Source organism: Actinomyces procaprae, from assembly GCF_004798665.1.
Classification (GTDB): domain Bacteria; phylum Actinomycetota; class Actinomycetes; order Actinomycetales; family Actinomycetaceae; genus Actinomyces; species Actinomyces procaprae.
Genome location: NZ_CP039292.1, coordinates 3415048 through 3437731, shown reverse-complemented (window position 1 = coordinate 3437731; position 22684 = coordinate 3415048). Strand labels below are relative to the sequence as shown.

At 73.2% G+C, this 22684-nt stretch carries 19 protein-coding genes; 6 read left to right on the top strand and 13 right to left on the bottom strand.

Translation table 11 applies throughout. The annotated features are described in order from the left end of the window. Positions 1-46: 46 nt before the first annotated feature. From hemB to E4J16_RS15865, 6 genes are read right to left on the bottom strand one after another with little or no spacing between them, the layout of a single operon-like run. Positions 47-1135, bottom strand: coding sequence for a porphobilinogen synthase (gene hemB / locus E4J16_RS14235; RefSeq protein ID WP_136191937.1), 1089 nt, complete (start codon positions 1133-1135; stop codon positions 47-49). Between the two features lie 47 nt (positions 1136-1182). Next, entirely contained in the window at positions 1183-2073 is an 891-nt protein-coding gene (locus tag E4J16_RS14230; protein ID WP_136314395.1) for a uroporphyrinogen-III synthase, read from the bottom strand. Beyond that, the gene (hemC, locus tag E4J16_RS14225) at positions 2070-3212 is read right to left on the bottom strand and encodes a hydroxymethylbilane synthase (protein ID WP_136314394.1); all 1143 of its coding nucleotides are present in this window, start codon (positions 3210-3212) and stop codon (positions 2070-2072) included. The genes E4J16_RS14230 and hemC overlap by 4 nt, the downstream gene beginning before the upstream one ends. Beyond that, positions 3209-4813 (bottom strand): protoporphyrinogen/coproporphyrinogen oxidase, encoded by a 1605-nt coding sequence (locus E4J16_RS14220; RefSeq protein WP_136314393.1) that lies wholly within the window; start codon positions 4811-4813, stop codon positions 3209-3211. The genes hemC and E4J16_RS14220 overlap by 4 nt, the downstream gene beginning before the upstream one ends. Continuing rightward, on the bottom strand, positions 4810-5457 hold the full coding sequence (locus tag E4J16_RS15870) for a uroporphyrinogen decarboxylase family protein (protein WP_240038484.1): 648 nt from the start codon (positions 5455-5457) through the stop codon (positions 4810-4812). Before E4J16_RS15870 ends, E4J16_RS14220 begins: the two co-directional genes overlap by 4 nt. Beyond that, entirely contained in the window at positions 5364-6125 is a 762-nt protein-coding gene (locus E4J16_RS15865; protein WP_240038179.1) for a uroporphyrinogen decarboxylase family protein, read from the bottom strand. Before E4J16_RS15865 ends, E4J16_RS15870 begins: the two co-directional genes overlap by 94 nt. A 251-nt stretch (positions 6126-6376) precedes the next feature. Between E4J16_RS15865 and E4J16_RS14205 the strand changes: the two genes are divergently transcribed. The 6 genes from E4J16_RS14205 (at position 6377) to E4J16_RS14180 (ending at position 14783) form a co-directional block, all read left to right on the top strand. After that, entirely contained in the window at positions 6377-7717 is a 1341-nt protein-coding gene (locus tag E4J16_RS14205) for a glutamyl-tRNA reductase (RefSeq protein ID WP_136314391.1), read from the top strand. Next, a complete protein-coding gene (locus tag E4J16_RS14200; protein WP_136314390.1) occupies positions 7714-9102 on the top strand; it encodes a ferrochelatase in 1389 nt (462 codons plus the stop codon). The genes E4J16_RS14205 and E4J16_RS14200 overlap by 4 nt, the downstream gene beginning before the upstream one ends. 17 nt (positions 9103-9119) lie before the next feature. Then, positions 9120-9926, top strand: a complete 807-nt coding sequence (gene hemQ, locus E4J16_RS14195) for a hydrogen peroxide-dependent heme synthase (RefSeq protein WP_136314389.1) — start codon at positions 9120-9122, stop codon at positions 9924-9926. Continuing rightward, positions 9923-11170, top strand: a complete 1248-nt coding sequence (locus E4J16_RS14190) for a TIGR04053 family radical SAM/SPASM domain-containing protein (RefSeq protein ID WP_240038178.1) — start codon at positions 9923-9925, stop codon at positions 11168-11170. The genes hemQ and E4J16_RS14190 overlap by 4 nt, the downstream gene beginning before the upstream one ends. 584 nt (positions 11171-11754) lie before the next feature. Further along, on the top strand, positions 11755-12441 hold the full coding sequence (locus E4J16_RS14185; RefSeq protein WP_136314388.1) for an ATP-binding cassette domain-containing protein: 687 nt from the start codon (positions 11755-11757) through the stop codon (positions 12439-12441). Further along, on the top strand, positions 12438-14783 hold the full coding sequence (locus E4J16_RS14180; protein WP_136314387.1) for an ABC transporter permease family protein: 2346 nt from the start codon (positions 12438-12440) through the stop codon (positions 14781-14783). Before E4J16_RS14185 ends, E4J16_RS14180 begins: the two co-directional genes overlap by 4 nt. Positions 14784-14787: 4 nt before the next feature. Here the strand turns inward: E4J16_RS14180 and E4J16_RS14175 are convergent, their stop codons facing one another. The 7 genes from E4J16_RS14175 to E4J16_RS14145 form a co-directional block, all read right to left on the bottom strand. Further along, on the bottom strand, positions 14788-15336 hold the full coding sequence (locus E4J16_RS14175) for a NifU family protein (protein ID WP_136314386.1): 549 nt from the start codon (positions 15334-15336) through the stop codon (positions 14788-14790). A 12-nt stretch (positions 15337-15348) separates the two neighbouring features. Further along, entirely contained in the window at positions 15349-17514 is a 2166-nt protein-coding gene (gene feoB, locus E4J16_RS14170) for a ferrous iron transporter B (protein ID WP_136314385.1), read from the bottom strand. Continuing rightward, complete coding sequence (locus E4J16_RS14165) at positions 17511-17837, bottom strand: FeoA family protein (protein ID WP_136191926.1); 327 nt, start codon at positions 17835-17837, stop codon at positions 17511-17513. Before E4J16_RS14165 ends, feoB begins: the two co-directional genes overlap by 4 nt. A 482-nt stretch (positions 17838-18319) precedes the next feature. After that, positions 18320-18811, bottom strand: coding sequence for an NUDIX domain-containing protein (locus tag E4J16_RS14160; protein ID WP_136191925.1), 492 nt, complete (start codon positions 18809-18811; stop codon positions 18320-18322). 6 nt (positions 18812-18817) lie between these two features. Then, complete coding sequence (locus E4J16_RS14155; protein WP_240038177.1) at positions 18818-19582, bottom strand: type 1 glutamine amidotransferase; 765 nt, start codon at positions 19580-19582, stop codon at positions 18818-18820. Beyond that, entirely contained in the window at positions 19579-20955 is a 1377-nt protein-coding gene (locus tag E4J16_RS14150) for a Mur ligase family protein (protein WP_136314384.1), read from the bottom strand. The genes E4J16_RS14155 and E4J16_RS14150 overlap by 4 nt, the downstream gene beginning before the upstream one ends. A 33-nt stretch (positions 20956-20988) precedes the next feature. Next, a complete protein-coding gene (locus E4J16_RS14145) occupies positions 20989-22665 on the bottom strand; it encodes a bifunctional phosphatase PAP2/diacylglycerol kinase family protein (protein ID WP_240038176.1) in 1677 nt (558 codons plus the stop codon). Positions 22666-22684: the final 19 nt, after the last annotated feature.

Sequence of the window (22684 nt, the reverse complement as noted above, 5' to 3'; positions counted from 1 at the left end):
CAGCCGCCCAAATCGTCAATGTCGCTACCGATGGCCATTTTCATCTCTAGGCGCCCATTCGCTCGGCCACCTCGCGCGCCCAGTAGGTCAGCACGCAGTCCGCGCCGGCGCGCACGATCCCCAGCAGCGACTCCATGATCACGCGCTCGCGGTCGATCCAGCCGTTGGCGGCGGCCGCCTCCACCATCGCGTACTCGCCACTGACCTGGTAGGCGGCCACCGGCACCGGGCTGGCCGCGGCCACGTCGGCCAGCACGTCCAGGTAGGGCCCGGCCGGCTTGACCATGACCACGTCGGCGCCCTGCTCCACGTCCAGCAGCACCTCCCGCAGCCCCTCGCGGCGGTTGGCGGGATCCTGCTGGTAGGTGCGCCGGTCGCCCTTGAGGGTGGAGCCGACCGCCTCCCGGAACGGCCCGAAGTAGGCGGAGGCGTACTTGGCCGAGTAGGCCAGGATGGTGACGTCGTCATGCCCGGTGGCGTCCAGGGCGGCGCGGATCGCCGCCACCTGCCCGTCCATCATGCCGGAGGGGGAGACCATATGCGCCCCGGCCTCCGCCTGGGAGACGGCCATCGCCTGGTAGAGGGCGAGCGTGGAGTCGTTGTCGATCTCGCCGGCGCGGGGGTCCCCGTCGGGCCGCACCAGGCCGCAGTGGCCGTGGGAGGTGAACTCGTCCAGGCAGGTGTCGGCGCACACCACCAGCGCGTCCCCGACCTCCGCGCGCACCGCGGCCACCGCCCGGTTGAGGATGCCGTCCTCGGCCCAGGCCTGCGAGCCGGTCGCGTCACGCGTAGTGGGCACGCCGAACAGGTCGATGGCGCCCACGCCCGCCTCGGCACAGGCGGCGGCCTCACGCCGGATCGAGTCCAGCGTGTGCTGGACGACGCCGGGCATGGCGCCGATCGGGGCGGGCTCACCGATGTCCTCGCGCACGAAGGCCGGCAGGATCAGCTGGGCGGGGTCGATGCGGGTCTCGGCCACCAGCCCGCGCAGGGCCGGCGTGCGCCGCAGGCGCCGGGGGCGGACGGTCGGGATGGCGGGCGCGGGCACGCCCCGCGAGGTGAGCAGGTCGGCGGCCGGGGAGGTGGCGGGGTCGCGCGGGTCGGGCAGGGGTGAGGTCGGTGCAGTCGGGGTCATTGCGGGGGCCTCCTCAGGCATGCGGGCGAGTGGTGGAGGATGTGATTTCAGTGTGGTGGATCGGGCAGTGTCGTGACGATGGCGTCGCGAACTCCTGCAGGGGTGGGGGCGGCGGCTACGGCGTCCACACGCAGTCCGGCGGCGCGCGCGGCTGTGGCGGTCGGGGCGCCGATGGCGACCACGCGCGTGGCGGGCGGGGGCGGCCCGGCCACCTCCAGCAGTGCTCGTGTGGAGGAGCCGGCCACCAGCACCACCGCGTCAAAACCGCCGCCCGCCCACTCGGCGGTGAAGCCCTCCGGCAGTTCGGCGGCGCGGACCGGCTCCATGGTGTAGGCGGCCACGGTATCGACCTGCCAGCCGGCCGTGGCCAGGCCTTCCCGCAATACGGGGGAGGACAGCGCCGAACCCGGCAGCAGCAGGCGGCGACCGGATGCGCCCGCCGCGGGGCCGGGGCCCCGGCTCAATTGGGGCAGCTCCAGCAGGGCGGCGCCACTGCCCGCGGCGATGAGGTCGGGCTCGCGGCCCAGTTGCTCCCGCAGGGCTTGGGCCGTGCCCGCCCCGACGACGGCGAGTCCGGTGTGCATGGGCGCGTCGCTCGGCCGCCCGGTGTCACCGGGGGACAGGGCCGCGTCGGCGGCCTTTGCGTGGGAGGGGGTCTTTTCACGGCCGCTCAAGGAGCCCAGGTCGAAGAAGTCCAGGGTGCGCGCCGAGGTCAGCACCACCCAGGCGTAGTGGCCGGCCGCCAGCTGTGCGGCGGCCAGTTCGCGGGGTGCCAACGGCCCGGGAACGGCCCGGGTCACGCCCACGCAGGCGACCTCGGCGCCGGCCGAGGCCAGTGCGGCGGCGATGGCGTCGCCGGGCTTGGCGCGCGGCAGTAGCACGCGCCGCCCGAACAGAGGGGCGCTTGCGGTGCCCGGCGCGGCGGTCGCCGGGCTCATGGCGCCTCCCGGCGGCCGCGGTCGGGCAGGCTCGCGTGCAGGTCGACCAGCTGTGCGGCGCCCGCCGACAGCAGCGCCTCGGCCACCGCCACCCCGAGCCCGGCGGGCTCCGCCTGGTTGCCGACTGCCGACTCCCGCAGCAGCCGCGTCCCATCCGGTGCGGCGACGACGGCGTCCAGTCGCAGCCCCGCGCTCCCGTCCGAAAGCATCGTGGGAACGGCCACGGCACCCACCGGCGCGGCACAGCCCGCCTCCAGGCGCCGCATGAGGGCGCGCTCCGCGGACACGGCCGCATGGGTGGCCGGGTCGTCGAGTTCCGCCAGGGTGGCGGCCAGCGCCGCGGCCAGTCCCGGGTCCGGGTATGCCCCGGCTCCGGCCTCGTCCCGCGTCTCCAGGGCCAGCGCGCCCTGCGCGGGCGCCGGCACCATGACGGGCGCCGGGGCATGCTGCATGGGTTCCCGCGCGGCACCGGCTCCGGGCAGCGCGAGCACCTGGGTCGCGTAGCCGTCCAGACCCAGGCGGCGCAGGCCCGCCAGCGCCAGCACGACGGCGTCCAGGTCGGGGTCGCGCACCGCCCCCAGGGGCCCGTCCGCACCGACTACCGCCCCGAGCACCCGGGCCAGCCGCGTGGGCACGTTCCCGCGCACGGGCACAAGCTCCAGGTCGGGGCGCGCGGCCAACAACTGCGCTCCGCGCCGCGGCGAGCCGGTGCCGACCCGCGCCCCGCGGGGCAGGTCCGCCAGCGTCGCGCCGTCGGCCCCGCCTGCGGAGCACAGGGCGTCACGCGGGTCCTCGCGGGCCGGCACGGCGGCGAGGCGCAGGCCCGGCACCGCGGCGGTGGGCAGGTCCTTGCAGGAGTGCACCGCCAGGTCGCAGGCTCCCGCCGCCAGCGCCTCGCGCAGGGCGGCCGCGAACACTCCGACGCCGCCGAGCCGCGTCAGCGGGGTGGCGTCCACGTCACCGCGGGTGCGGATCTGGACCAGTTCCACCTCCAGGTCGGCGCCGATCCGCCGGGACGCGGCGGCAAGTGCCTGCGCCACCTGCGTGGACTGGGCGACGGCCAGCGCCGAGCCGCGCGTGCCCAGGCGCACGGTCCGCGCCGACGGCGAGCCCGCCCCGATCACCTGGCCGGTGCTCATGCGCGTCCCTCCTGTCCGGTGATGCCGTCGGCGGGCGCGAGCCCGGCAGCCTGCGCGCGGGCGTGGGCGACGACGGCGGCGATGCCCGTCCCGGCCACCCACGCCCCGGTGACGGCCAAGCCGTCCAGTGGGGCGACCTCGGCCAGCAGGCGCCGGGTGCGCTCGCGGTAGGCGGGCGTCACCGGTGGCAGGGTCCCGTCCCAGCGCACCAGCATGGAGTCGAGCACGTCGGCCCGGGGGATGCGCACCCCGGTCAGCGCGGCGACGTCGTTGAGAACATCGTCCAGTTCCACCTGCGGGCGCGGCTCGCCGGGCCGCCCGTAGGACAGCCGCAGCGCATGTACCTCGTCCTGCGCGGGGGCGGCCCCACCGTGCAGGCGCCGCAGCTCCTCCCCGATCCACGGCCACTTGATCGACAGGTGCGACAGTGCCTTCGCCCGCACCGGCACCTGCCCGGGCGCGGCCGGGGCCACCAGCAGTCCGGAGCCGACCGGCGCGCCCGCCAGCTCCGGGGCACGAGCCACCAGGGTGAAGCGCGCGATCGGCGAGCCGACCGGCACCCGCACCTGCGTGTCCACGCCCGGGGCACCCGCCAGCAGCCGCAGCGCCGCCCCCGCCGAGCAGGCCAGTACTACTCGTGGTGTGCGCACCACCTGCTGCGGGCCGGCCGCAACCGGTTCGGCCGACGGCGTCGCCCCCCGGGTGGTGGGCGTGATCCCCACCTCCCAGCAGGCCGCGCCCTCGGTGGTGCCCGGCGCCGGCCGCAGCCACTGCGCGCCGGTGCGGGTGAGCACCTCGCCTCCTGCCGCCGTGATCGCCTCCCGCAGCGCGTCGGTGAGGCTGAATAGGCCGCCCTCAACGGTCACGTCGGCGGCGCCACCGCCGCGGCGGCGGGCCCGCCGCCGCTCCAGGAGCTCCCCGACGGCGGCCTGCAGCGAGCCCAGCCGGGCGGTCGCCTCGCGCAGCCCCGGGGCGACGGTGTCCGCCGCGAGGTCGGCGGGGTCGGCCGTGTGGATGCCCGCCACGATCGGGCGCACGAGGCGGTCCAGCACCGCCTCGCCCATGCGGGTGCGCACGAAGGAGGCCAGGTCGGCCGGGTCCTGCGGGGAAGTGCCCACCGATCCAGCGAGCTCGGCGTCGCGGGCGGCGCGGGCGGCCCCGTCGGCTCCGATGACGGCCACGACGTCGTCGGCGAGCGGATTCGCGGGGATGCCCAGGAAGGCGTCGCGCAGGAAGCGGTGCAGCCGCCAGCCGCGGGCGGGGTCCGCCGTGTGCGCCTCGGCCTGCGCGGAGGCGGCGTCCGCGCCGGTGCCCGCGCCTTCCAGCGGTGGGAGGAACAGGCGCGCCCCGCCCCCGGACGGTCCGACCACGCGCAGGCCCAGGGCATCGACCATCTGCGTGATCGCGTCACCACGGATGACGAAGCCCTCCGCGCCCAGGTCCATACGGACCCCGCCGATCTCGCCGCCCGCGACGAGCCCACCGGTGTAGCCGCGGGCCTCGATCAGCAACGGCCGCAGGCCGGCCCGCGTCAGCTCCCACGCGGCGGCCAGGCCCGCGATTCCGCCGCCGACCACCAGCGCCTCGTACTGCTCGCTCATGCCTCACCATCCCATCCGGTCAGTGCAGTGTGCTCCCAATCCTCCGCGCCGTGCACACGCGCCACCACCCGCGTGAGCACATTCGGGTCGGTTGACGGCGGCACCCCGTGCCCGAGGTTGAACACGTGCGCGGGTGCCGCCAGGCCCGACTCCAGGCAGGCATCCACACCCCTGGCGAGCACGTCCCACGGCGCGCCCAGTAGCGCCGGGTTCAGGTTCCCCTGCACCGGGCGGCCCCCGACTCGTCGGCTCGCCTCACCCAGTTCACTGCACTCGTCAAGGCCGACGACGTCTGCCCCGGTGCGGTGCAGCTCGGGCAGGAGGTGGCTCGCCCGGGTGGCGAAGTGGATCGTCGGCGCCGAGGCGCCGGTGGTGGCGGAGACGGCCTCGCGGGCAACGTCCAGCGCCAGGGCCGAGTACGGGGCGACTTTCTCGCGGTAGTCGGCCGCGGACAGTGACCCGGCCCAGGAATCGAACAGCTGCACGGCGGCCGCGCCCGCGTGCACCTGTGTGGCCATGAATCGCCCCGTCAGGTGCGCCGCCCAGGTCATCAGCTCGTCCCAGGCGGCCGGGTCTGCGTGCATGAGCGTGCGGGCGGCCAGGTGATCCCGGGAGGGGCGGCCCTCGGCGAGGTAGGCCGCCAGTGTGAACGGTGCGCCACCGAATCCGAGCAGCGGGGTCCAGTCGGCCGCGCCGCGCGACTGTGCCAGGCCCGCCCGCGCCCGGGCGGACAGCCCGGCGGGTCCGGTCCAATGCCCGCGCCCGGCCGGCGGGGACTGCCCAGCTCCGCCACGACCGCCCGTGCGGCCGCCTGGATCGCCTCCACCCCCGCGGCCCCGTCGATCAGGTCTCCGTCCGGCCCGGTCCCGGCCCGCTCGGCCTGCCCGTAGCGGTGAGCCGTCAGGCGGCGCACGTCCGCGTGGTCGCGCACGGGTGCGTCCAGCACCGGTCCGGTGCCCGGCTCAATGCGCACCTCCACTCCCGCCAGCCGCAGCGGCACCATGATGTCGGAGAAGAGCACGGCCGCATCCACCCCGTGGCGCCGCACCGGTTGGAGCGTCACCTGCGCGGTCGACTCGGGCCACAGGCACACGTCCAGCATGGGCGCCCCGGCCCGCTCGCGCAGCGCGCGGTACTCCGGCAGGGAGCGGCCCGCCTGGCGCATGAACCACACGGGCGTGCGCGCGGGCCGGCGTCCGGCCAGGGCCTCCAGCAGGGCGGGTCGCTGCGGGCGTGCGGCGCCGTTCCCGGCGGTGCCGGGGCCGGCGCCCGGGCGATCCGCCCCGTCGGAATTCTGCGCGGAAATACTCACGAAATGATCCTCGTCCTGCTGGTCCCGGTAGAAATGACATGACGTGGCGTCGCCGGTGCGCGGCGTCCGCTCATTGTGCAGCCCCGCCCCGAACTGCTCGCGCCTTGGCTGCTTTCGCCTGCAATCCGGCGGTTCGTCAACCAGGTGACACGGCGTCGGGAAACCGATCTGACGCCGTGTCGGAATAATTGAGGGTGGTGCCGGTGATAATTGTGCCCCGATCCGCATCCAGTGCTTGACTACCACTCGCCGTGACCATTCACCTCCTCTCCGCCGACCACCGCACCCAGGGCCTCGACGCGGTCGCCCGCCTGGGGGCCACCGCCGCGCACCTCGGCCCCGACCTGCTGCAGTCCGTCCCGCAACTGCGGGGCGCCGTCGTCCTGGGCACCTGCAACCGCCTGGCCCTCCTCCTCGACGCCCCACAGTCCCTCCCGGGCGGCGCACTGCGCCGGGACGTCACCGGCTTCCTCGCGCGGCGCGCGGACCGGCGCCCCGACGCCGAGGCGGTCCCCGTCGAGCTGACCGCATGGAGCGGCGCCGGAGCCGTCAGCGAGCTGTTCGCCACCGCCGCCGGACTGGAGTCCATGGTGGTGGGCGAGCGCGAGATCGCCGGCCAGTTGCGCCGCGCCATGCGGGTCGCCGCCGAGGAGGACACCCTTTCAACCGATCTTGCGCGCGCCGTCGAGCACGCCTCCACCGCCTCCCGCCGCGTCGCTCACGAGACCGGCCTGGCCGGCAACGGTCGCTCCGTCGTCTCCGTGGGCGTCGACCTGGCCGCCCGTCACCTGCCGCCACTGCAGGGCACCCGGGTGCTGATCGTCGGGACCGGTGCGTACGCGGGCGCCACCGTGACCGCGCTGCGGCGCCGCGGGGTGACCGACATCGCCGTCTACTCCCGCTCGGACCGCGCCACCGCCTTCGCCGTCGGGCGGGGGCTGCAGGCCGTCGACGCCGCCGCCCTGCCCGCTGCCCTGTCCGGAGCGGACCTGGTCATCACCTGCCGGGGCCTGGGCGCGCCGGTACTGACCCGCGAGCTCATCGCCCCCGCCGCCCGCCACCACCCGGCCGACGGCGCTCGGCCGCTGGTGATCCTCGACCTGGCGCTCACCCGCGACGTGGAGGTGGCGGTCGGTTCCCTACCCGGCGTGCGGCTCATCGACCTGCCCAGCGTGCAGCGCGCCGTTCCCGCGGCCGAGGCCCACCAGGTTCAGACCGCCCGCGCCATCGTGGAGGAGGAGACCGCCCTGTTCGAGCGCATGCTGTCCGGGCGGCGCATGGACCCGGTGGTGTGCAGCCTGCGCGGGCACGTCGCGGAGCTGGTGGAGGAGGAGGTCGCCCGCCTGCGCGTCGTCGACGGCCGGGTGGACGCCGGCGACGCCGCCCGCGCCCTGCACCACCTGGCGGCCCGCATGCTGCACCACCCCACCGTCGCCGCCCGCGCCGCCGCCGAGGCCGGGCGCGGCCAGGACTACCTCGACGCCCTGAACCTGATACTGGGCGTCGAGATCGCCGCCGACCTGCGTCAGGCCGCCTGCGCCAGTACCGACGGGGCGGGAGCCGCCGTCCCGGTCCCGGGAGGAGCCCGATGACCCCGACCGCCGCCGGAGCCGCGGCGCCGACCGCTCCCGCACCCGCCGCCGACCCGCTGGCCCCCTACGACGCCGTCCTGCTGCTGTCCTACGGCGGTCCCGAGGGCCCCGACGACGTGCTGCCCTTCATGCGCAACGCCACCGCCGGCCGGGGCGTGCCCGACTCCCGGCTGCGCGAGGTCTCCGGCCACTACGGCCGCTGGGACGGCGTCTCCCCGATCAACGCCCGCAACGCCGAACTCCTGGATGCGTTGCGCGCCGAGCTGGCCGCCCGCGGGAGCCGGGTGCCCGTGGTGATCGGCAACCGCAACTGGCACCCTTTCGTCTCCGAGGCCCTGCGCGAGCTCGCCGACGGCGGTGCCCGCCGCATCCTGGCCCTCACCACCGCCGCCTACGCCTCCTACTCCGGCTGCCGCCAGTACCGGGAGGACGTCGCCGGTGCGCTGGCGCTGCTGGCCGTCGGCGCCGACGGGGCCACCGGGCGCGGCCGGGAGGCGGACGCGGCCGCCCGCGTCGGCGGCGCCGGGGGTGGGCCGGTGGAGCTGGTGGTGGACAAGACCCGCCCCTTCTACAACACGCCGGGCATGCTGGCCGCCAACACCGACGCCATCGTCACCGCCTTCAACCAGCTGGTGGCCGACGGCGTGAGCGCCGACGGTATCCGGCTGGTGCTGGTCACCCACTCGATCCCCACCTCGATGGAAGAGCTGTCGACCCCAAGCGCCGAGGAGCGTGCCGACTCGGGAGAGGCTGGATCGGGCAGTGCCACTGGCGGGGCCGGAGACCTCTCCAGCCCCTCCCCGCAGGAATCCCACCCCTTCGTGCCTGAGCCCGGCGTTGCCGCGGACCTGTCCACCGAGATCTCCTACGTCGCCCAGCACGAGCGCCTGGCCGCGGTGCTGCTGGACGCCGTCGCCGCCCGCCTGGGCCGGCGCCCGCAAGCGGACCTGGTCTACTGCTCCCGCTCCGGCCCGCCCCAGGCCCGCTGGCTGGAGCCCGACGTCAACGATCACCTTCAGGCGCTGGCCGCCGGGCGCCTGACCGACGGGCGGGACGTGGACGTGCCGGCGGGCGTCGTCGTCGCCCCCATCGGCTTCGTGGCCGACCACATGGAGGTCGTCTTCGACCTGGACACCGAGGCCCGCGATACCGCCGCACACCTGGGCCTGCCCTACGTGCGCGCGGCCACGGCCGGCACGCACCCGGAGTTCGTGGCCTCCCTGGCCGACGTGCTCGCCGAGCGGGCCGCCGTCGCCCGGGGCGAGGACGTGCGCCCCCAGTCCACCACCGGCACCGGCCCCTTCCACACCGTCTGCCCGCCCACCTGCTGCCGGCCCGCCGGGCACCCGGGCGGAGAACACCCCCACGCCACCACCCACCAGTAATCGACGAAGGAGACACCATGAGCGACCACGAGAACTCTCACCCCGAAGTCGACTCCGGTCAGGGCGCCCCGCGCCTGCACCGTTTCGAGGATGAGGAGCGCCGCCCCTTCCACGACCCGCGCGACGCCGCCGAGGTCGACTTCGACGCCGTCAACAACAACAATCACTACGCCCTGTTCGCCGTCTACCGGCTGACGGCGCCGCTGCCGCCGCTGGAGGACACGCGCCGTCGCCTGGTGGGGGAGTCCACCCACTTCGTGGACGTCTCCGAGGTGACCACGCGCGGCTGGTACGACGTGTCCGGCTTCCGCTCCGACGCCGACCTGATGGTCTGGTGGCTCGACGACGACCCGGAGAAGCTGCAGGACGCCAACCACCGGCTGCGCGCCAGCGCCCTGGGCCGCTACCTGGAGCCGGTGTGGTCCTGCATGGGCCTGCACACGCCCGCCGAGTTCAACCGCAAGCACATCCCCGCCTGCTTCGGCGGTGTGGCCCCGCGCGACTGGTGCATGGTCTACCCGTTCGTGCGCAGCTACGACTGGTACCTGCTGGCGCCCGAGGAGCGCTCGCGGATCATGGCCGCCCACGGCCGCAACGGCTTCTCCAAGTACCCGGACGTCAAGGGCTCCACGCTGGCCGCCTTCGGCATGAGCGACTACGAGTGGGTGCTCGGCTTCGAGGCCGACTCCCTGGACCGCCTGGAGGGCGTCATCCACCACCAGCGCTACACGGAGGCCCGCCTGCACGTGCGCGTGGACACCCCCTTCTACACCGGCTGCCGCGTCAGCCCCCACGAGTGGGCCGAACGCCAGCCCCGCGCATGAGCACCGCCACGCGCCCCCGCACCGCCCGGCCGGTGCGCATGCAGCGCCACGACCCGGCGCAGCGCCCCATGCTGGTGACCTGGGAGTCCACCCGCGCCTGCCAGTTGGCCTGCCGCCACTGCCGGGCCGTCTCCCGGCCCCTGCGCGACCCCCGCGAGCTGACCACCGCCGAGGCCAAGGCCCTCATGGATGAGGCCGCCTCCTTCGGCAAGCCGGCGGTCATCTTCATCATCACCGGCGGGGACTGCTTCGAACGCCCCGACCTGGCCGAGCTGGTCGCCTACGGCAGTGGCCTGGGCCTGCACATGGCCGTGTCCCCCTCCGGCACGGACAAGCTGAACAAGCAGTCCCTGGCCCGCATCCAGGACGCGGGCGCCGGGGTCATCTCCCTGTCGCTCGACGGCGCCACCGCCGCCACCCACGACGCCTTCCGCGGCGTGGAGCGCACCTTCGACCGCACCGTCGCCGGCTGGCAGGCGGCCCGCGAACTGGGCATGAAGGTGCAAATCAACTCCGTCGTCGCCCGCCACAACGTCCACGAGCTACCCGACATCGCCGCGCTCGTGCGCGAGTACGGGGCGATGACCTGGTCCGGGTTCCTGCTGGTGCCCACGGGCCGCGGGGTGGACCTGGGCAGCCTGGACGCCGCCGAGATCGAGGACGTGCTCAACATCTTCTACGACATGGGCGAGGCGGTGCCCGCCAAGACCACCGAGGGGCACCACTTCCGGCGCGTCTCCCTGCAGCGCTACGCCCTGGCGCAGCGGGGCATCGAGGGCGAGGACATGATCGCCGCCATGCACCTGGGGCCGCTGTACCGCAGCCTGCGGGAGCGGATCGTGGAGCTGGGCCTGGACCACGGCGAGCGGCGGCGTCGGCCCCCGATCACCGTCTCCAGCGGCAACGGCTTCATGTTCATCTCCCACATCGGCGACGTCACCCCCTCCGGCTTCCTGGAGAAGAGCGCCGGCAACGTGCGCGACGCCTCCCTGACGGAGATCTACCGCAACAGCGAGGTCTTCACCGGGGTGCGGGACACCTCCCGGCTCAAGGGAAAGTGCGGGGCGTGCGAGTACAACCGCGTGTGCGGCGGCTCGCGGGCGCGGGCCTTCAACACCACCGGGGACCTGCACGCCGAGGAGCCGCTGTGCGCCTACCAGCCCGGCAGCTTCCCCTACCCCGAGGACGTGAAGGCACTGCTGAGCGCGCCCGTGCCTTCGGGACGACCGGGTGCAGGCGGCTGAGCACACCGTTGCTGCTGATGCTGTTCGGGGGTGTGAGGGGCTTGGCAGAAGTCGGCTAGGAGCGACCGGCCTTGATCGTTATGTCATCGTTGTATGCAAATGCTGAATACTGTCTGTGGCGGGGGTTACACTCATCTTAGCTCCGTTGACAACGGAGCTTGTCTCCTTGTCTCACTGACTAGTCCTTGACCTTTATGGGGTCAGTTGAAAGAGGTTGATTGCCATGGTGAAGTCAAGTCCAGCTTTGCGAGGTGTGCTCTCAGTCGCATTGGCAGGGTTGTTGACTGTAGGCGGGTTTGCCGCAGTTGTTCCGAGTGCAGGAGCGTTGTCTGGGAACTGTGCTGCCTGGCTGGAAACCACCGTTGGGGCAACCCGTGCCGCTGGTTACTGCTCTTACTTGGGGAATGACACGAAGGCGCGGGTGACTCTTGATCTCGCTAACGGGCCGGATTTTCATTCATCGTGGTTTACGAGGACCGGCAGGACGTACAGGACCCTCTACTTCACGACAAATCCCAACAGCGCAGTGTGGCCTCGCAGTGCGCGTGTTGATCAGGCGCCCCGCTAGTCTGAGCCGCGACGCGATGTCTGAGCGTCAAAATGTCATTCTCGATCGCATGGGCTTCGCCTACGGCGGTGCGGGTGAGCGCGTCATCTACCGGGGCGTCACCTGTCGACTCGCGGCCGGGCGGCTGCATGCGGTGATGGGGCCCTCGGGTTCGGGCAAGACCACCTTGTTCCGCCTCATCACCGGCGAGCTCGAACCGGATACCGGCACGATCGAGCTGGCGGGCACCGGCGGTGCCCGGCGCGTGTCCCAGGTCTACCAGGACTATCGGCTGGTCCCCTATCTGACCGCGGTCGAGAACGTGAAGCTGGCCCAGGAGTTCGCCTCCGCAGCCGGTGGCGTCGGTACTCTTCCCGACGCCACCGCACTGTTGGACAAGCTCGGGCTCACCGGGCAGGCCAACGCCGCAGTGGGCAGCCTCTCGGGCGGCGAGCAGCAGCGGGTAGCCATCGCCCGCGCACTGGCTACCGCCCCGCAGGTCCTGCTCGCCGACGAGCCGACCGGCGCGGTCGACGAGCAGGCCACGAGGGAGATTGCCCGGCGCTTCGCCGACCTGGCCCACGACGACGGCCTGCTGGTGCTGGTAGCCACGCATGACCCGGTGGTGGCCGAGTATGCCGACGTGGTGCTGCGCATCCACGACCACGACCTCGTAGCCGAACCTTCCTCGGTGGGCGCCATGACGGGCGGGGCCCAGCGGTGACCCGTCTGCAGTTGCGGGTCATTACCCGCTCGGTGCGTGCGCATCCGGGACTGTTTGCCGCGGCACTGCTGCTATCCGGCGTGCTGGCGCTGTTCGGCTCCCTGCTGCTGAGCGGCAGGGCCACCTTCCTGGCCACGGTGGAGGCCGGGGCGCGCGCCGAATTCGGCGGCTACCGCTACCAGGTCAGCGGCGACAGCGACGAGCTGTCCGAGCGCATGCGCGCGCTGGCGGACGAAGGCCAGGCGGTGGCCGTGCTGCGCATCAGCGCAGCCCTGAGCGGGCCGCAGGCCGTCTCCGATGCGCAGGTGTCCGTGCTGAGTGGGCCCTCCCGCACCGGCGTGCTCGCGCAGGGCGTCTATCCGCGCGCCGACGGCGAGGCCTCCATTTCCGCAGAGGTCGCACGGCGCACGGGCCTGAGCGTGGGCGACCGCCTGGAATTGACTTCGGAGGATCTTCCCGAAGGCACAGCCGAGTACACGGTTACCGGCATTACCCGCAATCCCGCCGCGCCGGATGAGCCCACGGCCGTCGCGGTATCCGGCGAGGTCCTGGATGCCGGCGCGGCGATCTCCTCCTGGCTCAGTGACGCCGACCCGTGCGAACAGATCGGGGTGGGTAAGCAGTGTGGTAGCGGTGCGGTAACGGTAGCTGGGGTCGACTATGCCGTTCGGTCTGCCGTGCAGGAGGTCAGTTCCCGGCAACTGGCCGGGTTCCCGGTGCTGTTGGCGCTACTGCTGCTGAGCGCCGGCGCCGCCTGCGGCGCCGCCCTGGCCGCGGATCGGCCCCATGCCGGTCGCGTCGCCGGGGCGCTGCGGGCCGCGGGGGCGACGCCACAGCGTGCAACGGTGCTGGCCGGCGCGGGCATGCCGCTGACACTCCTTGTGGGCAGCGTTCTCGGGATCATCGCCGCCCAGGTGTCCCTCGGCGTCGGCCACGGGGCCATTGGCACGGCGCTAGGACAGTACTGGGACGGCTACCGTCCGGCATTGTGGCAGAGCGGAGGCCTGATCCTGGTCTGGCTGCTGCTCGCCGCCGCGGTGGGGGCACTGCCGGACCGGCTGCGCCGCTGGTCAGCCGACACCAGGGGTGCGGCCTGGCACCTACGCCCCGCTTACGGGGTGGCGCTGGGCGCGGTGGGCGTGATCGCGGCGGTGGTGCTCGTCTACCTGCGCGTCGCCGAGCCCCACCGCGTGCTGACCGGTCACATCCTGGGTGTGATCGTGGGGGCGCTGGCCGCCCCGGTGCTGCTGCTCAGCCTGCCGTGGCTACGGCGCACGCCGACGGCGGGCGCGGCCGTGCGCCACTGCCTCACGGTGGCACTGCCCGTGCTCATGGCCACCATGATGTTCACCGGCTTCGCCGCCTTCTACAGTGCGAGCCTCCACTTCGCTAACGGGACCGATGGGCGAGAGGATCAGACGCTGACGGTGGAGAGACTGACCGCGCAGGACGTCGCCGTGCTTACCACCACCTACCCGCAGGCCATGGAGTCGGCGCTGGTATTCACCGAGTTGCGTGAGGACCAGCGGCGGCCGCGGGTGGCTCCGGCGGGAAAGTCGGACTGCACCGACGCCATGTGCTTCACCGCCCTGGGGCTCATTGCGCTCGCGCCTGAGGATGGGCCCGCCTCCGCACTGGCCGGCACAGCGGCAACAGAGTTGCTGGACGGCGGTGCCGAGGACCGGGCAACGCGCGTCTTCTTCACTCTGGCCACGGACCAGGTGGAGGAGACCGCCGAGGTGACGGGGCTGTCCCCGTCGAATCTGCTGGACAGCCAGTGGCTGCCCGACGTGGTGCTCGCCGCCGACGACCCGCAGGTGGAGGCGCTGGGGCTGGAGCCATCGAACGTGCGCACGATCTACCTGCCGGAATTCGGCTCCCTGCCCGACGATGAGCGTGATGCCTTCCGCAGCGACGTCATCACCCGCGCCGGCTACGCCTTTGTCATCGAGCCGGACTCGCCGGAGCAGCGCCAACTGATGCGGCAGGCCCTCGCCCTGCCGATTGCGGCAAGCCTGGTAGCGGTGATCGGCCAGGGGCTGGCAGCGATCACCTTCCTGGGGCGGCTGCGGCCCGTGCGCCTGCAGGCGCGGGACCACGGCGTCGGCAGGCGCGGGCAGTGCGCCCTGGCGGTGCCACTGAGCCTGAGCGTGGTGGCGTGCACCGCGGTGGCGGCCCTGCTCGGCCGCTTCGGTGCGCAACCGGCGCTGATAATGAACAATCCCCTGGTGACCGGCTCCTTCGGCTGGTGGTGGGCCATGCCCATCGCGGCGTCCGTGCTGGTAGCCGTCGGCCTGCTGGTGGCGGCGGCCCGTATGCCCCGCAGCCAGGGCGGCCAGTAACCGGTTAAGCCGGCGAGCAAGCGGGCGCCTCGCGCACGTCCACCAGCCATGGGCAGCGGCGTCGCAGTAGGTGCTTGAAGCGCGCATGCATGGTGATCACGGCCGCCGGGCAGTCGCGGCAGGCGCCCTCCAGGGCCACCTCGACGACGCCGTCGGCCACCTTCTGCACGGTGAAGGAGCCGCCGTGGGCCGCGGCGATCGCCCCCACCGGCCCGGCCGCAATCTCCCGGGCCGCCGCCTCCAGCGCCTCGTCCGGCCCCACCCCGACGGCGTCCTCAGCCGGCTCCCATGCTCCGGGTGCGCCGAGCGCGTCCACCAGGGCGGTGCGCACCCGGGCGCCGTCGTCCTGCCAACTGTGGCCCGCGCCCAGGAGTGTGAGCACCGCCCCGGGCACCGCCTCAATGCAGGCCAGGGTGCCGTCGTCGAGCAGGGCCTGCAGCAGGCGCGGGGCGCGGGCCACGGTCCCGGAGAAGCCCAGCAGCCCGTCTGGGATGACCCAGCGCAGCACGGCCGGGTCCGGGGTCGCCAACGGATGCGTGGGGACGACGCTCATGGCCACCTCCACTCAGGTCAGGGCGGTGACGACGGCGTGGGCGGCGGCCCCGGCGACCCAGGCCAGCACGAACAGGTAGCCGTAGGCGATCGCCGACCACTTCCAGGTGCCGGTCTCGCGGCGTATCGCCCCGGCGGTGGCCATGCACTGCATGGCGAAGACGAAGAAGGCCAGCAGTGCCGCGACCGTCGCCGGGTTGAACAGGGGTTCGCCGGCGTGGGCCACCAGCGTGTCCTCGGAGTAGGTCATGGCGGCCAGCTGCGCACCCGGCTCCTCCGGGTCCCCGGCGGCCGCGATCTGACCGAGCGTGGCCACCGCCGTCTCCCGGGCCACCAGGGAGGACATGACCGCCACGTTGATCCGCCAGTCGAAGCCCAGCGGCTCGAACACCGGCTGGATCGCCTTGCCGATGGATGCCGCCAGTGAGGAGTCCATGGTGTAGCTGGTGCGCTGGGCGTCCAGCAGCGCCTGCAGCTCCTCGGGGTCGTATACGACCGCGCCGTCGTCGTCCAGGACCGTGGAGGAGGCGGGGTCGGCCGCGGCGGCGGCGATCGGCGCGCACTCGGCGCTGGCGTCGCAGTGGGCGGTGAACTCCGCCTCCGAGCGGGCGGGCACATTCAGCCCCACCCACACCAGGATGGTGGCCGCCAGGATGATGGTGCCCGCCTTCTTCAGGAAGCCCTTGCAGGCGTCCCACACCATCAGGGCCACCGTGCGGGGGCGCGGCAGCCGGTAGGGCGGCATCTCCATGTAGAAGGGCAGCAGCACGCCGCCCCGGTCGGTCAGGCGCTTGACCACCCGGGCGGCCAGCATGGCCGCGACCGCCCCCGCCAGGTACAGGCCGAACATGATCGTGCCCGCCGCCCCGAACGGGCCAATGCGCTGGCCGGGGTCGACCAGCAGGGAGATCATGATGATGTAGACGGGCAGGCGCGCCGAGCAGGTCATCAGCGGCGCCGCCAGCATGGTGGCCAGGCGGTCCTTGGCGCTGGGCAGCGTGCGGGTGGCCATGATGCCGGGGATGGCGCACGCCAGCGAGGACAGCAGCGCCACGAAGGCCCGCCCCTCCAGTCCCGCCCGGCTCATCACCCGGTCCATGAGGAAGGCGGCGCGCGACATGTACCCCACGCCCTCCATCAGGGCGATCAGCAGGAACATGATGGCGATCTGCGGCAGGAACACCAGCACCCCGCCGACGCCGCCGATCACGCCGTCGGCCAGCAGCCCCGCCAGCAGAGGCGCGGGGCCGTCCAGCCAGGCGTGGACGGCGTCGCCCAGGAGCCCGAAGCCGGCCTCGATGGCGTCCTGGAGCGGAGCGGCCCAGGTGAAGATGGCCTGGAAGAAGGTGAACATGACCGCGAAGAACACCAGCGTGCCCCACAGCGGGTGCAGCAGCACCCGGTCGACGGCGGCGGTACGCGCGTCGGGCACGGGGGCGGTGTAGTCGGCGGCGGCGAGGATCGAGGCCACCCAGGAGGTGCGCTCCGGGCCGCTGGTCGGTGGCGCGATGGGGGCGCGCGACCAGTCGCGCCAGGCGGCGAGCGCGCGGCGCAGCTGCGGGATGCCGGTGGTGCGGTTGCCGATCACCCGCACCGCGGGCACGCCGAGCGCCGCGCCCAGGGCGTCGACGTCGAGCCGGCCGCCGCGGCGAGTCAGCTCGTCGGTCATGGTGACCGCCAGGGCGGTGGGCAGGCCAAGGGCGAGGGCCTGTGCGACGAAGCCCAGGGAGCGGGACAGGGTGGTGGCGTCGACGACCACCAGCAGCGCGTCGGGCGGGGCGACGCCGTGGCAGTGGCCGGTCAGCACGTCATACACGACCCGCTCGTCGGGGCTGATGGGCTCCAGCGAGTAGGCGCCCGGCAGGTCCTCCAGGGCGAGGGTGAGCGGGTCGGAGCCGGTCTCGGCGGCGGAGAGCTCCAGGGCACCCAGGGAGCGGGAGACCGTGACGCCCGGATAGTTGCCGGTCTTGGCGCGCAGGCCGGTGAGCGTGTTGTAGATGGAGGTCTTGCCCGCGTTGGGGGCGCCCGCCAGGGCGATGCGGGCGGCGGCGTCAATGGGGCCGACGGCGGAACCGTGGGCGGTGCAGCCGCCGTGGCAGGAGGGTTCGTGGCAGGAGGTCATATCGGTGGGTGTACCTGTGCGGCCCGGGGCCGTTGCGGTTTCGACGGCGGTGCTCATACGGCGGTCTCCGGTGCGGCGGATTCTGGTGAGGCGGGCGCCAGGACCTCCACGGACACCAGCGCGGCGTCGCGCCGGCGCAGGCTGAGCTCATAGTCGGCCACCTGGTAGACGGTCGGGTCGCCCAGTGGGGCGCGGCGCCCAACCACGATCACGCGGCCGGGCTCGAAGCCGAGATCGGCCAGGCGCCGGGCCAGTGCCTCGCCGCGATCGGCGCAGACGGCGGTGATGCGGGCGCGCGTGCCCCGAGGCAGGGTGGGCAGGGGAACGATTAAGGCGGCGGGCCCAGATGATGTTGTGCTGGCCGTGGTCGGTGCGGCCATGTCTGGCTCCTTGGTCATTAAGACGCTCACGGTGCGGGTCAGTAGGTGCCGATCGGCCGTGCTGACCGGGCGGGTCGCGGTGTCGAGCGGGCGCTGGCGCCCGCTTGCCGAGTAAAAGATAGGCTGCGGTAAGCGTCAGCGGAAATCCTGTGACCGGGGCCATGCCTGAGGCTTCACTGGGGGCGGCGCAGGAGACCTTTTGCGGACCTTCCGGTTTGAGGGTGGTCGTAGCGGGCGAGGTGCCCGGGTGCTATCACGACGGTTCGTGCCCTCGGTGTGACGGTTCGTACCTTTGCACGATGGTACGTACCTTCAGGTCAACGATTCGTACTTTCTGGCGACGGTACGTACCTCTAGGTGCCGAACCGTCGCAAGAGAATACGAATCGTCGGTGCTAAGTGCCGAACCGTCAACAAAAGGTACGAACCGTCAGCGAAGCGTGCCTGTGCGCCGCGTCGGCGGAGGTGCGTGTCGGCGCCGCATCACTGGAAGCGCGCACCGGTGGACGGGTCGGCCAGCCACGCCAGGGCGGCGTCGATGCGACCCGGAGTGGAGGCCACCAGTGGGGTCGGCAGCGCATCCGGCGCGAACCAGCCCACCGCCGTCGACTCCTCATCGGCCGCATGTGCCCGCGCCACCGCGGCGGCGTCCGCCCGGGCGGCGAAGGTGACGTCCATGAACACGCAACGATCCCCGTTGGGGAACAGGTGCGGCTCCCCAGTGCTCACCTCCGCCACGCCGACGATCTGCGGGTCCACGCCGGTCTCCTCCAGGCACTCGCGCCGCGCCGCGGCGGCCGGCTGCTCGCCGGGCTCGGGGATGCCGGACACCACCGCCCAGGCGCCGTTGTCCGAGCGTCGGCCCAGCAGCAGCCGCCCGTCCGGGGCGACCACCACCACGCTGACGCCGGGCAGCCACAGCTGCTCGTGCCCGATCTTCTTGCGCAGCTCGACGATGAACTCAGGCGTTGCCATGCCGGATCACCTCGGCCGGGAGGCGGCGACATTGCTGGCGCGGCGTGCGTCGGCGTCGTCGATCGGTAGCGGATCCCAGGTCTGGCCGCGCAGCTCGACCGCCCGCTGCAGCAGCCAGTCGGCCACGGCCGGATTCTTCGGCAGCAGTGGGCCGTGCAGATAGGTGCCGATCACGTGCTTGAACCGGGCGCCCTCAAAGCCGTCCTTGCCGTTGTTGCCGTCGCCGGAGCGCACCGTGCCCAACGGCTCGGCGCCGGGGCCGAGCGTCGTCAGCCCGGAGTGGTTCTCATAGCCGACCACCCTGCCGAATTCGGGGGAGTCCAGCACGACATTGCCGATCAGGCGCCCCGGGCCGGCCACCGTCTGCGCGTCCAGCAGCCCGATCCCGGGAATCTCCGAGCCCTCGCCGGTTACGAAGCGGTGCCCGAACAGCTGGTACAGGCCACAGATGACCAGCATCGGCACGCCGTCCGCCGCCCACTGGCGCAGGCGCGGGCCGATCCCGGTGAGGTCCTCCTTGATGCGTTCCTGCCCGGAGTCCTGGCCGCCGCCGCCCAGCACCAGGTCGACCTCCTGCGGCAGGTGGTCGCCGGGGTTGTAGGAGTGCAGCTCGACGTCGTAGCCGTGCCACTGGCCGCGGCGCGCCAGGGTGAGCAGATTGCCCCAGTCGCCGTAGATGTTCATGTCCCGCGGATAAAGCTGCAGCACGCGGATGAGGCCCCGGGCGGGTCCGTCCCCGGTGTGGGGGTAGGTGGTGGGCGCGGTGCTCACTTCATGACCTCCTCGACGTCGGTGAGGTGCCCGAGGCGGGCGCGCAGAGCCAGCATGGCGGTGTAGCTGGTGTAGATGCGCATGGGACGGTCCTCGGCTGCGGCCCGTTCCCGCAGGGTGTCCAGTGCGGCCGCCAGGTCCGGTTCGACGACGCCGACGGGCACCTCGTCGTAGCGCAGCCGCAGCGCCATGTCCCAGGCGCGCACCCCGGTGACGACGGCGACCCCGGCCCGCTGCAGCGAGGTGAAGTCCACGTCCCACAGCCAGGACATGTCACGGCCGTCGGCGTACTCGTCGTTAATGGCGATCATGATCAGCTCATCGGGCTGAGTCCGGCCCGCGGCGGGCGCGGCGTCGGCCTGGGCGGTGGGCGCGGACAGCAGGCTCATGCGGAAGCCGGCCGGGTTCTTAACCAGTGACAGCTGCACCGGACGCCCGTCCAGGGTGATGACCTCCCCGCGCCCGAAGGCCGGGCGGATCTCCGACAGGGTGGCCAGCAGGCGGGGCAGGTCGGCCCGGTCTCCCAGCACCTCCAGCACCAGGGTCAGGGCGGCGCAGGCGTTGAGGACGTTGTGGATGCCCGGGATGGCGAAGGTCACCTGGTGTTCGGCGCCGTCCACCTCGATGGTGGCCTCGCTGTCGGCCAGCGCCACCAGGCGCACGCGCGGCGCCGGGCAGGGGGAGCCGGCGTCGGGCTCCGCAGCGGCGGGGGCGGACTCGGGTGCGCCGCCGTCGGCCTGCTCGGTGCGCAGATCGTCGTCGGACAGGAAGACCGAGCGCAGGGCGGGGCCGACCCCGAAGGCGGCGGTGCGCGCGGTCAGGCCGGTGAGGAACCGGTCCCCGTTCAGGCGCGGGTCGTCGGCGTTGACCACCACCACGTCGCGTGTGGCCAGGGCGGCCTTGCGCAGCAGGGAGGCCGTGTAGTCGATCTCGCCGAAGCGGTCGAGCTGGTCGCGCATGACGTTGAGCATGAGGGCGGCCCGCGGCTTGACGGAGCGGACGAAGTGGACGGCGTGCGCCTCGTCGAGCTCCAGCACGGCGACGTCGGCATCCAGGCGGCCGACGGCGTCGACCTCGGTGAGCAGGGCCGCCAGCACGCCGCGCACGAAGTTGGAGCCGGTGCGGTTGGTGAAGACCTTCAAGCCCTGGTCGCGCAGCAGCTGCACCACCATCTTGGTGGTGGTGGTCTTGCCGTTGGTGCCGGAGACCAGCACCACCCCGTGCGGCAGCCGATCCAGGGTGCGGGCGAGGAAGCCGGGATCCGTGCGCTCCATGACCAGGCCGGGGAAGGCGGTGCCGCCGGAGCCGCCGCCGCGCAGACGGGCCAGGGTGCGGGCCGTGCGGCCGAGTGCCACGGTTAGTCGTGAACGCATGGGGCTCCTGCCTGTGGTCGGTGGCGGATCGCCTCAGTCTAGATGAGTGCCCCCGCCTCGGCGGTGTGACGTGGAGGCGGGTGGGACGACGACACGCAGGGCGGCGGGCTCGACCTCGGCCACCAGGCTGCGGGTGCGGCCCACGGGGTCGCCGTCGAGCTCGAAGGGCACCGGCTCGGGCGTGGTCAGGGTCAGCCGACGGGCCTGGTGGTGACTGACGCCATCCACATCCTGGCCGATCAGCAGGCCGGCGCCGACCTTCGCCCAGTCGGTCACCCGGTTGGGGCCGGTCAGCAGCAGGTCCACGCGCCCGTCGTCGGGCACGGCCTGCGGGAAGATCGTCATGCCGCCGGTGATCGTGCCGACGTTGCCCAGCAGCGCCATGACCACCCGGTGCTCGGTGGCGGCGGCTGGAGTGCCCGAGCCGTCACCGCCGTCATTGTCGTGGTCGAGCTCGGCCCGCACCGTGAACGGGTCCGGCACCGCGTTCTGCACCGCGGCCAGGACGTAGGCGCCGGAGCGGATCACCCGCTTCAGGTCGTCGCTGGTGTCCGCCATGATGCGCGCGTCCAGGCCCAGGCCGGCCATGACCACGAAGCGCTCGGTGCCGCCGTCCCAGGTGCAGCGCACGACGTCGATGGCGCGGGCGGAGCCGGACAGGGCCAGGCGCAGGGCGGCGTCGGTGTCGAGCGGCACCTGTAGGTTGCGGGCCAGCAGGTTGCCGGTACCGGTGGGCAGCAGTGCCATGGGCACGCCGCTGCCCGCCAGCTCCCCGGCGACGGCCCGTACGGTGCCGTCGCCGCCGGCGGCCAGTACCAGGTCGACGCCGGCGGCCAGGGCGCGGCGGGTCTGCTCGTGGCCGACGTCGTCGGGGGTGGTCTCCAGCCACAGGGTGGGCTGCCAGCCGGCCGCCAGCACCTCGGACTCCACCCGGCGTCGCAGCAGGGACAGGTCGTCGAACTTGGTGGGGTTGTAGACGATCGCGGCGCGCTTGTCGACGGTGGCGGAGGGCAGGCCGATATGCGCCCAGGACGCCAGGATCTCCTCGGTTCCGCCGACGCTCAGGGCGAGGTTGGCGACGGTGGCGCCCAACAGGACCCCGCCGACCAGGTCTGAGATGGACTGCAGTCCCATGGCCCACTGGCCCACGCAGGTCACGGCGACGGCGAGGATCCCCGCCAGGCGCCACAGCCGCACCTGGGAGGTGGGGCGGCGTCGGGCGCGGGTCAGGGTGACCAGCACCCAGGCGGCCACGGTCATGGCGACGGCGTGGCCGGCCGGATAGGCGAAGCCGCGGTAGGACAGGGAGTCGGCGAAGGCCGAGGAGGGGCGGGCGTGGTCGATCCCGGTGGCGATGACGATCTGGAGCGGCAGGCCCAGCAGGGAGGTGGTCAGGGCTGTCGACAGGCGACGCATGCGCCGCTGGTAGGTGACGACGGCGGCCGCGGCGATGGCGGCGTAGATCAGCACCGGGTGGGTGAGCAGGGAGACCGCCTCGAGTACCTGGCCCCGGCCCGAGCGCGGTGGCAGCGCGGGGACCGTCAGGGCGGCGTCGAGGCGGTCGGTGAGTCCGGTGCGAACCAGGACGGTCCAGGCGGCGAAGGCCAGCGCGCCCAGGACCCAGGCGCCGTAGCCGAGCTCCCAACGGCGGCGCAGGTGGCCGACGACGTCGGCGAGCCGGTCATTGAAAGTGCCGGGACGGGCGGACACGGGGCTCCTTCTGACTGCT

Bases quoted from the DNA above. Each gene is read 5' to 3' on its own strand.
- hemB (WP_136191937.1), bottom strand. From the start codon at position 1,135: ATGACCCCGACTGCACCGACCTCACCCCTGCCCGACCCGCGCGACCCC.
- E4J16_RS14230 (WP_136314395.1), bottom strand. From the start codon at position 2,073: ATGAGCCCGGCGACCGCCGCGCCGGGCACCGCAAGCGCCCCTCTGTTC.
- hemC (WP_136314394.1), bottom strand. From the start codon at position 3,212: ATGAGCACCGGCCAGGTGATCGGGGCGGGCTCGCCGTCGGCGCGGACC.
- E4J16_RS14220 (WP_136314393.1), bottom strand. From the start codon at position 4,813: ATGAGCGAGCAGTACGAGGCGCTGGTGGTCGGCGGCGGAATCGCGGGC.
- E4J16_RS14200 (WP_136314390.1), top strand. From the start codon at position 7,714: ATGACCCCGACCGCCGCCGGAGCCGCGGCGCCGACCGCTCCCGCACCC.
- hemQ (WP_136314389.1), top strand. From the start codon at position 9,120: ATGAGCGACCACGAGAACTCTCACCCCGAAGTCGACTCCGGTCAGGGC.
- E4J16_RS14190 (WP_240038178.1), top strand. From the start codon at position 9,923: ATGAGCACCGCCACGCGCCCCCGCACCGCCCGGCCGGTGCGCATGCAG.
- E4J16_RS14185 (WP_136314388.1), top strand. From the start codon at position 11,755: ATGTCTGAGCGTCAAAATGTCATTCTCGATCGCATGGGCTTCGCCTAC.
- E4J16_RS14175 (WP_136314386.1), bottom strand. From the start codon at position 15,336: ATGAGCGTCGTCCCCACGCATCCGTTGGCGACCCCGGACCCGGCCGTG.
- feoB (WP_136314385.1), bottom strand. From the start codon at position 17,514: ATGAGCACCGCCGTCGAAACCGCAACGGCCCCGGGCCGCACAGGTACA.
- E4J16_RS14165 (WP_136191926.1), bottom strand. From the start codon at position 17,837: ATGGCCGCACCGACCACGGCCAGCACAACATCATCTGGGCCCGCCGCC.
- E4J16_RS14160 (WP_136191925.1), bottom strand. From the start codon at position 18,811: ATGGCAACGCCTGAGTTCATCGTCGAGCTGCGCAAGAAGATCGGGCAC.
- E4J16_RS14150 (WP_136314384.1), bottom strand. From the start codon at position 20,955: ATGCGTTCACGACTAACCGTGGCACTCGGCCGCACGGCCCGCACCCTG.